Here is a 13,295-nt window from a genome sequence, read left to right on the forward strand (position 1 = left end):
TATTTTTATTATTCTTCTTAGAAGCGACTGTGCAGGCTGATCCGCACGGCACGCGGCGTGCCGGGAGAAATGTTATTATCGTTATAAGACGAAGCGTAATAGCCCCGGTCGAACAGGTTTTCCACCCGTAGTTGCAGGCGATTGTGTGGGGTGATCTGGTAGTACAGCGAAGCGTCCAGCCGCGCGTAGCCAGGCAATTGCACCAGATTGCTGGTGGAACTGAACATGCTGCTGCGCGCGATCACACCCAATGCGCCTTCCAGCCCGGCCGCCAGCGTGTGGGTACTCCACAGCGACAGCGACTGGCGCGGCACATACGGCATCTGCGCGCCGGTCTGCGAGGAGGCGGATTGGGTGGCCGTCAGGCGCGAGCGCTGCCAGGCGTAGCCGGCGTTGATTGTCCAGCCGGACGTGATGCGGCTGGACAGCTCCAGTTCCGCGCCCTGCCCGCGCTGGCCTTCCACCAGCTCGTTCTCGCCGGTATTGACCGGGTCGGCCACCAGCACATTGGCGCGCCGCAGCTGGTAGACGGACAGGCTGGCCGACAGCTTGTCGCCATCCTCCCAGCGGGCGCCGACTTCGCGGTTACGGACGATCTCCGGCGCCAGATCCTGATTGGCCAGCGTCAGCGACGCTAGTTGTTCGCCCACGCGCAACGCGTAGGCCTTGCTGGTGCTGGCGTACAGCGTCAGCTGCGGCAGCGGACGGTAGATCACACCCATCCGTGGCGACAGCGGCCGGTCATGGCTGGCCAGTTGCAGGTCGTTGCGGATGTCGCGGAAAGCCACATCCAGCCGCTCGGCACGCAACCCGGCCACCACCTGCCATTGCGGCGACAGCGTCAGCTGGTCTTGCAGATACAGTGCGGCGTTGGTCGCCGTGCTGGCGTTGGCCATGTCGGTGGCCGACGGGCGGAAACTGACCGGCAAGTCGAAGGTTGGCTGCGCCAGCGGCACCGAGACGAAGCGCACGTCCGTACCCAGCGTATCGAAATAGCCGGTGGTGCGGGCATTGTCGGCGCGCTGGCGACCCAGCTCGATGCCGGCGCTGAGATGGTGCCGCAGCGTGCCGCTATCGACGGTGGCGTCCACGCCGGCCTGATAAAACAGGTTGCTGCGGCGGGTGCGCGTGCCATAGCCCAGCATGCGCACATGGGTGCTGTCCTCCATGCCGCCGGGGAAGACATTTTGATAATACTTGTCGTAGACGGCGTAATGGAGCTGGCTGCTGAACCGCAGCGCTGGCGCCAGCTGATGCTCCAGCCGCAAGGTCAGGCTGTCGATTTCGACACCGTTATGGCTGTTGACCGGGTCGCCGAAGAAGGTGGACGGATCGCTGGCCACCGGCCGCCCGTTCAGCGACGGCACGCCACGGTCGGTGCTGCGGCGGTCGCGGAAGTGCTCGTAGCTGGCCTGCACCAGCGTGGCTGCCCCATCGCGCCAGGCCAGTGCGGGAGTGATGCCGTAGCGCTTAAGCCAGGCGCCGTTGCGGAACGAGCCGGAGTTCTCATCGACCGCGTTCAGCCGCCACGCCAGTTGCGGATTTAGCGCCGTGCCGACATCCACGCTGGCGCGCCGCTGCCGCCATTCGCCCAGTAGAAAGTCTGCGTCGCCGATGTCGCGCCATTGCGCCTGCTTGCTGACGCGGTTGACCGCGCCACCGGAACCGCCGCGTCCCAGCGCCATGGCGTTCGGGCCTTTCAGCACCTCGACCGTTTCGATGTTGTAGAAGTCGCGGAAATACTGGACGTCGTCGCGCATGCCGTTCAGGTAGAAGTCGGCGCTGGAGTTGTAGCCTCGGAAAACGGCATTATCGCGGTTGCCTTCACCCAGGCTGGGCTGCACGCCGGGCACGTAGGCCAGCAGGTCGTCCATGCTGAGCAGGCTGCGGTCGCGGATCTGGTCAGCCTCGACGATGGTTAGCGCCTGCGGCGTGTCGCGCAGCGCCGCGCCGCCCTTGACGGCGAAGCGGCTGACGGCGTCGTACAGGGACATCGGCTCGGCGTGAGCGACGATTTCGGGCAGGCGGTCCAGCGCCTGGATTTCGGCCTCGGAAGACGGCGGCGCCGGCGGCAGCGGCGCCACCGGCATGGCGCGCAGCAGATAGCTGCCGTCCGGCTGGCGCACGGCTTCCAGCCCGGTGCCGGCCAGCATGCGCGGCAGGTCGCGCTCCGGCGAGGAAATGTCGGCCAGGCCGGGACTGTCCACCCCATGCGTCAGGCGGCCGTCGGCCGTCAGCAAGGCGCCGCTGGCCAGCATCCACGCGCGCAGCACCTGATCCAGTGTGCCGGCGGGTATGACTGGCGCCGCCATGGCCAACGATGGTAGCAGCAACAGCAAAGACAGCTTCTTCATGATCAGCGCGGCGTGACGGTAACCCACCACGGCAGCGTGCGCTTTACCTGCACCGGCAGCGCCGCTTGCAGCATGTCCAGCGCCTGGTCGGTGTCGCCCAGCGGATAGCTGCCGACCAGCCGCATGGCGGCCAGCGACGGATCGCAGGCCAGATGGCCGTGGCGGTAGCGCGCCAGCTCGGCCAGGAAATCATCCAGCCGCATCTGCGTGGCAATCAGCAATTTATGGGCCCAGGCCGAGCTGTCTTCATACGCCGGCGTCATCGCGCCCGGCAGGCCGTCAATGATATCCACCTGCGCGCCGGCCGGCACCACGCTGCCGCCGTTGATTTCCACCGCACCGTCATACACCGACAGCCGCGTGCCCTGCTCCAGCAAGCGCACCGAATAACGCGTGCCCAGCGCGCGCAGACGCACGCCGCGCGCCTCCACTAGCAGCGGCCGCGACGGCGCATGCTGGTCGGTACCGCTGTGCAGCAGGATTTCGCCCCGCCGCAGCACGATCAGGCGCTGGCTGTCGTCGTAGGCCAGGTCGGCGGCGCTGTCGGTATTCAGCCAGGCCTGGGTGCGGTCCGGCAGCGGCAACTGCGCCACGGCGCCAACGGCGGTGCGATGCTGCGCGTTGAACGCGGCCAGATAAGTCAGCGTATTCTCGCGCCGCGCCAGCAGCGCGCCGATGCCGCCGGTGGCAGCCAGCAACAGCATGGCTTTCAGCGCACGGCGGCGCTGACGTGGCGGCGCAACCAGCGCGGCGCGCACAGGGCCACCGGGCAAGGCATTGATACGGCTATGGATGTCTTCGACGCGGCGCCAGGCTTCGCGGTGTTCCGGCGCGGCCTCCAGCCAGCGTTGCCAGGCCTGCCGCTCGGCCGGCTGGACGTCGGGCGCGCTGAGGGCGGCAAACCATTCGGCCGCCTGCTCCAATACGCTGAATTCGAGTACGACGCTCTCAGGCATCGCCGTTACTGATCAACAGGCATTGCAGCATCGCCTGCGCCATGTATTTCTTGACCATGCGCTCGGACACCTGCAACTGCTCGGCGATGACGGCATACGTCAGTCCCTCGGTCTGCGATAGCAGGAAAGCCTCGCGCGCCTTGACCGACAGCTTGCGCAGCATGGCGTCCACCTGCATCAGCGCTTCGATGGTCAGCGCGCGCTCTTCCGGCGACGGCGCCAGGGCCGCCTCCTGTTGGGCCAGCACTTCCAGATAAGCCCGCTCCAGCGTCAGGCGGCGCCAGTGATTGACCAGCAAACCGTTGGCGATGGTGCTCAGGTAGGCGCGCGGTTCGCGCAGCGCGTCCAGCGGCTTGGCGCTGAGCAGGCGCACAAAAGTGTCATGCGCCAGGTCGGCGGCGCCGTCGCGGCAGCCCAGCTTGCGCCAAAGCCACTGATGCAGCCAGCCATGGTGGCTGCTGTACAGTGTTTCTACTGCATCGGCGTCGGCGGAAAGATCGGGCATGGACCAGAATAATAATGAGAATCGTTCCCATTATTCCATAAATCGCCCGCAGTGCCAACTTCAGGGGAAGAGCACGGTCACGCTCAGCCCTTTGCCGTGCTCGCCGTCGTCGAGGCGAATATCGGCCTGGTGGTGGTTGGCGATGTTGCGCACAATCGACAAGCCCAGCCCGCAGCCCCAGACCTCATTGCCGTCCGGACGGAAGAAGCGGTCGAACAGGCGGGCGCGATGTTCGGGCGCGACGCCGGGGCCGTTGTCGCGCACGCGCAGGAACGGCTTGCCCTGCTCCACCCCGGTCAGCAGGTCGACCCGGCCGCCCCGTTGCGTGTAGCGCAGCGCGTTATCGACCAAGTTATTCAGCAGCACCCGCAAGCCTTCGCGCTCGGCTTGCAGCACCAGCGGCGCGGACTCTTCGACGCCGAGGTCGATATCGCGGCTGTCGGCCAGCGCCGAATGGTCGGCCACCACGCTGGCCAGCAGCGCGCCCACATCCACCGGCTGCAACTGCGCTTCGCCCTGCTCTGACTCGTGCCGGGCCAGGCTAAGTAGTTGCTGCACCAGATGACTGGCGCGATCCAGCCGTTCATGCAGCTTGGCCAGCGCCAGCGCCCGCTCGGCGGCGGTGCCGGCCCGTTCGGCCAGTTGCAGCTGCAATTTGAGGGCGGTCAGCGGCGAGCGCAGTTCGTGGGCGGCGTCGGCGACAAACGTCCGTTGCGCCGCCATCGCCTCCTCGAATTTGCTCATCAGACCGTTCAACGCCACCACCACCGGCCGCAAATCCGGCGCCATGCCGGCTGCGTCGATCGGCCGCAAGGCGGTGGCCGACTGGTCGCCTACCGCCTCCGCCAGCCGGTACAGAGGACGCAGCGCCCGCCCCACCACGGCCAGCACCAGCAGCGCGAAAATCACGGCAATCGCCAGCAGCGGCCGGCCGGCGCGCCAGGCCATGTGCCGGGCCAGATGGTCCCGCGCCGCTTGCGGCTGCGCCACCTGAACATAGCGTCCGCCAAGCTCTTGCCCATACAGGCGCCAAGTGGCGTAGTTCCAGATCACATCCCGGTAGCCCTGCACGTCATAGCGTGGTAACGGCGGCAGTCCGGCGGCATTGGTCATCTCCACCGCGCCACTGCTGTTCCAGACTTGCAGAACGAACGCTTCCTCCGGATCGTGACTGCCCTCCTGCGCACCACCGGGCAGCGCGATCGCCAGTTGCCGGAGTTGCAGGTCGGCCAGTTCATTGGTTTCCGCCAGCAGGGAGCGGTACAAAGCGGTGCCGGCGCCCAGCACGCACGCCAGCGTCGTGCACAGCAGGCCGATTAACAGTTGTTGACGGATGGTTTTCATGGTGCGAGCTTGACCTTGTAGCCGACGCCGCGCACGTTCTTGATGAAGTCGGCACCGAATTTTTTGCGCAACCGGTGTACGTAGACGTCGACCGTATTGCTCTCGACTTCGGTATTCCAGCCGTACAGTTTGTCTTCCAGCTGGGCTTTGGAGATCACGCTGCCGGGGTCGTCCAGCAACACCCGCAGCAGCGCAAATTCGCGCGCCGACAGTTTCACCGGCGCGCCGTCAAACTGCGCTTCGTGGCTGGCCAGGTCCAGCGTCAGCGCGCCGTGCACCACCAGCGAACGGGTGCGGGCGACGCGGCGACGCAGCAAGGCGCGGATGCGGGCCAGCAGTTCGTCCAGGTCAAAGGGCTTGACCAGGTAGTCGTCGGCGCCGCCATCCAGGCCTTCGACCCGCGCCGGCGTGCTGTCGCGCGCGGTAATGATCAGCACCGGCAGGCCGTCGCCGCGCGCGCGCAAGGTGGTCAGCACGTCCATGCCCTGCTTGCGCGGCAGGCCCAGGTCCAGCAGCAGCAAGTCGTAGGGAATGGTGGCCAGCGCCACATCGGCCGCCTGGCCGTCGCGCACCCAGTCCACCGCGTAGCTTTCGCCCAGCAGACCATCCTTGATACTCTCGCCGATCATCGGATCGTCTTCCACCAACAGCAGCCGCACCGGATTCCCTCCAAAAAACCGACAGTGTACAACCGGCGGCGTCGCCAAACAGTTTACGCTGCCAGCGGCGCGGCACAGCCGGCAGCGGGGAAGGCGACTTACCGACGGCGCGGAAGTGTTCCAGCAACTGATGACAATTGCCGAGCAGGCAGATGGGCCGCGATGTGCCCCTGCTAGCCGCCCGCACCGCACTTCAGGAAGATTAATCGCCTCACTGTGATCGGTCGCGGCATGTCAAGTCGTAGTGCGTGCCCAGCTGCCTGCACACCGAACGAGCATCGTATTGAACAACACCTTCCTCGGGCCGCTGCTTGAACATACGCACCACTACGTCGGGGCCCGGCTGGGCGATGGTCTTGCCATCAGGCGCCGACAGCGTAAAGTGGCTGTAGCCCTGTTGCAGCGTCAGCTCCGCGCTGCGCAACAGCGAGAAATCCTGGATCTGCTGTTGCAGCGTATAGGGCGTGGCGGCAAACTTGACGCGCCACACACCAGTTTCGATCGCTGCTTCGCTGTAGCCCCCTTCGCTGCTATGCGGTTGGTATTCCGTGGCGCAGCCGGCGATCAGGGCTGCACACGCCAGAATGAAAGTGAACTTGGTTTTCATGCTTTACTCCTCAATAGATATCCTCTATGCGGCTAGCAGCATTACGCTACTCTACGCGATTACAGCTGCTTGCGGGAACAGTACTGTCACCACCAGTCCACGATCGCCGCTACCGTTATGCAAGCTCAGCGTGGCCTGGTGCGCATCGGCCACGCTCTTGACGATTGACAGGCCGAGGCCGCTGCCCCATACCTCGTTGCCGTCCGGACGGTAGAAGCGGTCGAACAGACGTTCACGCCCCGCTTCCGGCACGCCTGGGCCGTTGTCGCACACCCGCAAATAAGCGCGGCCCTGCTGCTGGCCGACCATCACGTCGACCTGGCCGCCCAGCGGCGTATAGCGCAGCGCGTTGTCCACCAGATTGCTCAGCATGATCGCCAGCCCGTCCATCTGCGCGCACACCCGCACTGATTGCGCGTCGGCGCTGACGCCAAGATCGATCCGCCGGCTGTCCGCGTAAATCGTGTGATCGGCCACCACTTGGCCAGCGATTTTCAGCAGGTCGCAATCGGTGCAAGTTGGGGGCACGGCACTTTGCTCCTGCCGCGCCAGCGTCATCAACTGCTGCACCAGATGGGTGGCGCGGTCGAGCCGCTCGTGCAGTTTGCGGAACGAGGTCTGCCGGCTGGCATCATCGGCGGCGCGCTCGGCCAGTTGCAGTTGCAGTTTCAATGCGGTCAACGGCGAACGCAGTTCGTGCGCCGCATCCGCCACAAAATTGCGCTGCGTGGTGATGGCGTCCGCCACCTTGCGCAGCAAACCGTTGAGCGCCGCCACGATCAGCAACAGTTCCGGCGCCAGACCGTCGTCGTCCAGCGGCTGTAAGGCGGCCGGCGTGCGGCCACGCAGCGCCTTGGTCAGCCGCTCCAGCGGCTGCAGCGCACGGCCGACCACGACCCAGATCAGGATCGCCATCGCCGGCAGCAGCAACAGCAACGGCGGTACGATGCGCAGCGCCATATGCGCGGCCACCCGCTGGCGGATTGCTATCGGCTGCGACACCTGTAAGTGGTAGCCAGCCACCACATCCGCATACACGCGCCAGCGCTCGCCGTGATAACCGACCGTCACATAGCCCTGCGGTTGCGGCAACGGCAGCGCCGGCGCGCGCTGCGACACATGCACCGGCTGCTGCTCGGCATTCCAGGCCTGTACGTCAAACTGGTCGTCCGGATCGCTCTCATGCGGCAACCGCCATGGCACCGGCGCTTGCAATGGCAACGACCACGCCAGCTGGCGCAAACGCTGGTCGGACTGTTCGTCGGCCTCGTGGTCGGCCAGCATGTACAGCAGCATGCCGGCGGCCAGCGTGCATCCCAGCGTGCCGGTCATCAGTCCCAGCAGCAGACGGGTGCGGATGGTTTTCATGCGCTGGCCAGCTTGTAGCCGACGCCACGGATGTTCTGGATGAAGCCGGTGCCCAGCTTCTTGCGCAAATGGTGAATGTAGACGTCGATGGTGTTGCTTTCGATTTCTTCGCCCCAGCCGTAGATGCGTTCTTCCAGCTGGCTTTTGGACACCACAGTGCCCGGCGCATCGAGCAGAGCGCGCAGCACGGCGAATTCGCGGGCTGGCAAGTGCAGTGGCACGCCGTTAAAGCTGGCGATGTGGCCGGCCATGTCAACTTGCAAGCCGCAATGCTGGACCACGGCCTGGTTAGGCGCCTTGCCGCGACGTAGCAGCGCGCGGATGCGGGCCAGCAGTTCGTCGACATCGAAGGCTTTGACCAGGTAATCGTCGGCGCCGGCGTCCAGTCCTTCAACGCGGGCGACAGTGGCGTCGCGGGCAGTCACGATCAGCACCGGCACGTCGCCGCCATGGGCGCGGTACTGGCGCAGCACCTGCATCCCCTGTTTTTTCGGCAGGCCCAGGTCCAGCAGCACCAGGTCGTAGACGTTCTGACGCAGCGCCAGCAGGCCGTTGTCGCCGTCGCGCACCCAGTCGGCAGCGTAATTTTCCTTGCGCAGCACTTCTTCCATGCTTTCGCCGATCATGGGATCGTCTTCTATCAACAGCAATCGCATCACCGCACCTCGCTTCCGCACCTTCTCAAATTACAAGCTGGTGGCAGTGTACGAAATGCTTTATTAAAGGCGTATTAACGCCCGGCTTTAATAGTGGTTTAACGCTGAGCCGTTTAGCATCGCCGGATGCTGATACTCAAACGTCCCCTGCTTCTTGCCGCGCTGCTATTGGCCGCCGGCGCTTCTTTGGCCTACGCGCTGCGTGCCAAGCCCTCCACCACGGCGGTCGCCAAACCGCCGCCGCTGGTCAGCGTGACCGTCGCGCGGCAGCAGGATTTGCCGCTGGAATTGGCGGCGCAAGGCCATCTGGTGGCGCTGAACCAGGTTGAAGTGAGGCCGCAGATGACGGCGGTGATCGTCAGCATCCACTTCAAGGAGGGTGACGATGTGGCGGCCGGCCAGTTGCTGTTCACGCTGGACGATACCGACGCCCGCGCGCAATTGCAGCGTAGCGAGGCGCAGGCGGCGCAGATTCGCGCGCAATTGGCCGATGCCAAGCGCGATTACGGCCGTTCATCGGAGTTAGTCAAGTCGAACTTTATTACGTCCAGCGCGGTTGATACGGCGGCCAGCAAGGTTGAGGCGTTGCAGGCGCAGCTGAAGGCGGCGCAGGCGGATATCGACAGTGCGCATGTGGTGTTGACGCATACCCGGATCATGGCGCCGGTGGCGGCGCGCACTGGCGCTGTAGCGGTGCATCCGGGCAGTCTGGCGCAGACAAGCGCTGCCGCACCGCTGGTGACGTTGGTACAGTTCGCGCCAATCGGCGTTGAGTTTAACTTGCCGGAGCAGTATTTGGCGGCGATTTTGGCGGCTCGCGCGCAAGGGCCGCTGCGCGTACAGCTCGATAGTCCGGACGGCACGCCGGTTAATGGCGAGCTCAGTTTTATCAATAATGTGGTCAATACGGATAGCGGCACCATTAGTTTGAAGGCCACGTTTCCCAACCCGCATCGTAACTTGTGGCCGGGAGCATATGCCCGCGTGACGGTGCTGGCGGGCTCGGACCGCAATGCGGTGACGTTGCCGCCGCAAGCGGTGCTGGAGGGGCCGGACGGACGGTTTGTCTATCTGGCGAGCGCGGAGAACAAGGCGGTTCGGCAGGCGGTCAGCCTGCTGCGCGTGCAGGATGGACAGGCGGTGGTGTCCGGCCTGACCGGCGGCAGCCGCGTGGTGCTGGAAGGCGGCGCCAACCTGCGCGCTGGTGACGCCATTCGGATCGACGCAGCATCGTCGGCCAAGACAGCGGGCGGCAAGCCATGAGTATTGCCGCCTTTTGCCTGCAACGCCCCATCGCCACGCTGCTGGCGTGGTTGACCGTCATCGTCGCCGGCATCGCTTGCTGGCTGCAACTCCCGCTGGCCGCGCTGCCCACCTATGATACGCCCACCATCCAGGTCAGCGCGCGCCTGTCGGGCGCCAGCCCGGAAACCATGTCCAGCTCGGTGGCGACGCCGCTGGAAAAGCAGTTTACCTCCATTCCCGGCCTGCTGGCCACCACCTCCAGCAGCATCCAGGGCGAGACCCAGATCACGCTGGAATTCGACGCCAGCCGCAACATCGACGCTGCCGCCGGCGACGTGCAAGCTGCACTGTACCGCGCCACCCGCTCGCTGCCGGCAGAGATGACCACGCCGCCGTCCTACCGCAAAGTCAATCCCGCCGACGCCCCCATCCTGCAAATCGGCCTCGACTCGCCGTCGTTGCGTCTGTCCGAGCTGAACAGCTACTCCGACAACCTGATCGTGCCAGCGCTGTCCACGCTGAGCGGCGTGGCGCAAGTCACCGTCAACGGCCAAAAACGCTACGCCGTGCGCATCGAAGTCGATCCCGACCGCCTGGCCGCGCTCGACCTGACCTTGGACGAAGTCAGCACCGCACTCAAAGCCGCCAACTCCAACGCCCCGCTCGGCCAGCTGGACAGCCCGCGCCAGATGATGACGCTGCACCTGCCGCCCGGCCTGATGAAGGCGGCCGACTTCGCGCCACTGATCGTCGCCAGCCGCAACGGCCGCCCGGTACGCCTGAGCGACTTCGCCACAGTCCAGGACAGCATCGAAAACACCCAGAACAGCAGCACCATCAACGGCCGCGACGCCATCCTGCTGCAAGTCCAGCGCCAGCCGGACGCCAACACCGTCGCCACCGTCGACGCCATCCGCGCCATGCTGCCGCGCCTTCAAAGCCAGTTGCCCGCTTCGGTGCACATCCAGCTCCTCAACGACCGCTCGATCTCGATCCGCAACGCCATCCACGACGTCAACCTGACCATGCTGCTGACCATCGCGCTGGTGGTATTGGTGATCCTGCTATTCCTGCGCCAGCTGATGGCGACGCTGATTCCAGCCATCAGTCTGCCGGTGTCGCTGCTCGGCCCCTTCGGCCTGATGTTCGCGCTGAACCTGAGCCTGGACAATATCTCGCTGATGGGCCTGACCATCGCGGTCGGCCTGGTGGTCGATGATGCCATCGTGGTGCTGGAGAACATCATGCGCCACATCGAAGACGGTATGGACCCGCGTGCCGCCACCGTCCAGGGCACCGGCGAAGTGGCGTTCACCGTGGTGTCGATTTCGGTATCGCTAATGGCCGTGTTCATCCCGATCTTCTTCATGCCCGGCACCATCGGCTTGCTGTTCCACGAATTCGCCATCGTCGTGGCGCTGGCGGTGCTGGTATCGGCCGCCGCCTCGCTGACGCTGATCCCGCTGCTGGTGCCGCGCTTCATCAAAGTGGCACAACTGCACGCGCCAGCGCCAGCCTGGAGCCGCGCCTTCGAAGCCGGCTTCGCCCGCCTGCTGAACGGCTATGCGCGCCTGCTGGAGCGCGCGCTGACGCACCGCCTGCCGGTACTGCTGGTTGCGCTGGCAACCTTCGCACTGACTGCTTGGCTGTACACCAGCGCGCCGCGCGGTTTCTTCCCGCAGGAAGACACCGGCCAGGTATCCGGCAATGTCGATGCGCCGCAGGATATGTCGTACGCCGGCCGGCTGTTGGTGCTCAAGCAGCTACAGCAGGCCATCATGGCCGACCCCGCAGTGCGCGACGTCGCCGCCAAGGTCGATCACGACACCACCAATTTCTACATCACGCTCCACGACAAACACCCGCCGATGGCGCAGGTGCTGGCGCGGCTGCGGCAGGAAACCAGCTTCCTGCCCAACATCAAAGTGTTTTTCAGCCCGGTGCAAAACCTCAAGGTCGGCGGCCGCTCGTCCAAAAGTACCTATCAGTACACGCTGCAAGCCGTCACGCCTGGCGACCTGAACCAATGGGCCAAGCGATTGATGGATGAGCTGAAGCGCGGCGACGTGCTGGTCGGCGTCAACAGCGATGCCCAGTACGACGGCATGGACGCGCAACTGCACGTCGACCGCGAACAGGCCGCCACGCTTGGCGTGGACATGGCTACCGTGCGCAATACGCTGTACGCCGCCTACGGCACGCGCCAGGTGTCGACTATCTATGCGCCGGAAGACAGTTACCAGGTCATCATGGAACTGGCCGACCAGTACCGCCGCGACGAGAGCAGCCTGGCCAAGGTCCATGTGCGCAACGCCAGCGGCGCGCTGGTGCCGCTGCGCGCCTTTACCGATGTGGGACGCGGACGCGGCACCATGGCCGTCAACCACCAGGGCCAGCTGCCGGCAGTGACCATCTCCTTCGATCTCGCGCCTGGCAAATCGCTGTCCGACGCCACCGCCGCCATCGCCGACGCCCAGCAGCGCATCGGCCTGCCGTCGTCGATCTTCGGCACCTACGCCGGCGCCGCCGCGCTGTTCCAGCAATCGCAGAGCAGTCAGCTATGGCTGATCGCCATCGCCATCGCGGTGATCTATGTGGTGCTGGGCATGCTTTACGAGAGCTGGGTGCATCCGATCACCATCCTGCTCGGCGTGCCGTCGGCGGCGGTGGGGGCGCTGCTGGCGCTGCGGCTGGCGGGACTGGAACTGAGTTTCATCGCCATGATCGGCATCCTGCTGCTGGTCGGCGTGGTCAAAAAGAACGCCATCATGATCATCGACTTTGCGCTGGTGGCCCAGCGCGATGGCGCCACGCCGGTGGACGCGGTGCGCCAGGCCTGCCTGCTGCGCTTCCGCCCCATCATGATGACCACGCTGTGCGCTATCATGGGGGCGCTGCCGATCGCGCTGGGCCTGGGCGCAGGCGCCGAACTGCGTCAGCCGCTCGGGATCGCCATCGTCGGCGGCCTGCTGTTCTCGCAGTTGATCACGCTGTTTATCACTCCGGTGCTGTTCCTGGCGTTTGAGCGGCTGGGCTCGGCGCCGGGCTGGCGCACTGATTACAAACAATGCTGATCACGGCAGACGCCAGTCCCTGATCGAAACCGCCGGTGCGGGCGTGGCGCTGCAACGCGTCCGTAAGCGATTTGTCCGTCACGCTGTGGCTACGGCCGCAGGACGGACACACCATCAGGCATGACGCCGGCGCCCGCCTGGACGCCGCCAGCACGTAGTGCGACTTGCCGGCCGCGTCCAGCGCATGCCATTCCTTGTGCACCAGGCCGCGCTGCTCCAGTTCACTCAAGACCCGGTAAATCGTCCCCAGGCTGACGCTGATGCCCATGGCGTTCAACGCCAGGAAGATGCGCTCGGCCGGTAGCGATTCCTGCGCGTGTTCATTCAGCACCTGCAAGACGCAGACGCGCGCGCTGGTCGGCCGCAGCCCCAGCTTGAGCAGTTGCGCGAACACCAGTGTTTCAGCGCTGGCGGATGGTGCGTTGTCCATAACTTTCTCGTCTCAAGGTTGATGCGGCTGACCGCGCAGGTGGCGGATGGTAGCGAAACCAGAATTAACGCAGTATTAAAAAGTTGCAGGTTCACCA

11 protein-coding genes are annotated in these 13,295 nt (G+C 65.2%); 2 read left to right on the forward strand and 9 right to left on the reverse strand.

The annotated features are described in order from the left end of the window. Nucleotides 1–17 precede the first annotated feature (17 nt). The 8 genes from HH213_RS27060 to HH213_RS27095 all read right to left on the reverse strand — a co-directional run bounded on the left by HH213_RS27060 (nucleotide 18) and on the right by HH213_RS27095 (nucleotide 8,449). The gene (locus tag HH213_RS27060; RefSeq protein ID WP_169114335.1) at nucleotides 18–2,354 is read right to left on the reverse strand and encodes a TonB-dependent receptor; all 2,337 of its coding nucleotides are present in this window, start codon (nucleotides 2,352–2,354) and stop codon (nucleotides 18–20) included. Nucleotides 2,355–2,356: 2 nt separating this feature from the next. Then, on the reverse strand, nucleotides 2,357–3,310 hold the full coding sequence (locus HH213_RS27065) for a FecR domain-containing protein (RefSeq protein ID WP_169114336.1): 954 nt from the start codon (nucleotides 3,308–3,310) through the stop codon (nucleotides 2,357–2,359). Continuing rightward, complete coding sequence (locus tag HH213_RS27070) at nucleotides 3,303–3,815, reverse strand: sigma-70 family RNA polymerase sigma factor (protein WP_169114337.1); 513 nt, start codon at nucleotides 3,813–3,815, stop codon at nucleotides 3,303–3,305. The genes HH213_RS27065 and HH213_RS27070 overlap by 8 nt, the downstream gene beginning before the upstream one ends. A 60-nt stretch (nucleotides 3,816–3,875) precedes the next feature. Continuing rightward, nucleotides 3,876–5,159, reverse strand: coding sequence for an ATP-binding protein (locus HH213_RS27075; RefSeq protein ID WP_169114338.1), 1,284 nt, complete (start codon nucleotides 5,157–5,159; stop codon nucleotides 3,876–3,878). Next, a complete protein-coding gene (locus tag HH213_RS27080; RefSeq protein ID WP_169114339.1) occupies nucleotides 5,156–5,818 on the reverse strand; it encodes a response regulator transcription factor in 663 nt (220 codons plus the stop codon). Before HH213_RS27080 ends, HH213_RS27075 begins: the two co-directional genes overlap by 4 nt. 211 nt (nucleotides 5,819–6,029) lie before the next feature. Continuing rightward, on the reverse strand, nucleotides 6,030–6,425 hold the full coding sequence (locus HH213_RS27085; protein ID WP_169114340.1) for a CC0125/CC1285 family lipoprotein: 396 nt from the start codon (nucleotides 6,423–6,425) through the stop codon (nucleotides 6,030–6,032). A 51-nt stretch (nucleotides 6,426–6,476) separates the two neighbouring features. Further along, the gene (locus HH213_RS27090) at nucleotides 6,477–7,793 is read right to left on the reverse strand and encodes an ATP-binding protein (RefSeq protein WP_169114341.1); all 1,317 of its coding nucleotides are present in this window, start codon (nucleotides 7,791–7,793) and stop codon (nucleotides 6,477–6,479) included. Then, the gene (locus tag HH213_RS27095) at nucleotides 7,790–8,449 is read right to left on the reverse strand and encodes a response regulator transcription factor (protein ID WP_169114342.1); all 660 of its coding nucleotides are present in this window, start codon (nucleotides 8,447–8,449) and stop codon (nucleotides 7,790–7,792) included. The genes HH213_RS27090 and HH213_RS27095 overlap by 4 nt, the downstream gene beginning before the upstream one ends. A 126-nt stretch (nucleotides 8,450–8,575) precedes the next feature. On the opposite strand from HH213_RS27095, the gene HH213_RS27100 reads away from it, so the two are divergent. Both HH213_RS27100 and HH213_RS27105 read left to right on the forward strand, forming a co-directional pair. Next, a complete protein-coding gene (locus tag HH213_RS27100) occupies nucleotides 8,576–9,712 on the forward strand; it encodes an efflux RND transporter periplasmic adaptor subunit (RefSeq protein ID WP_169114343.1) in 1,137 nt (378 codons plus the stop codon). Continuing rightward, the gene (locus HH213_RS27105) at nucleotides 9,709–12,768 is read left to right on the forward strand and encodes an efflux RND transporter permease subunit (RefSeq protein ID WP_169114344.1); all 3,060 of its coding nucleotides are present in this window, start codon (nucleotides 9,709–9,711) and stop codon (nucleotides 12,766–12,768) included. Before HH213_RS27100 ends, HH213_RS27105 begins: the two co-directional genes overlap by 4 nt. Here HH213_RS27105 and HH213_RS27110 read toward each other — a convergent pair. Beyond that, entirely contained in the window at nucleotides 12,692–13,198 is a 507-nt protein-coding gene (locus HH213_RS27110) for a Fur family transcriptional regulator (RefSeq protein ID WP_169114345.1), read from the reverse strand. The genes HH213_RS27105 and HH213_RS27110 overlap by 77 nt on opposite strands. Between the last annotated feature and the right edge of the window lie 97 nt (nucleotides 13,199–13,295).

The sequence above is a fragment of the Duganella dendranthematis genome (assembly GCF_012849375.1).
Lineage (GTDB): Bacteria > Pseudomonadota > Gammaproteobacteria > Burkholderiales > Burkholderiaceae_D > Rugamonas > Rugamonas dendranthematis.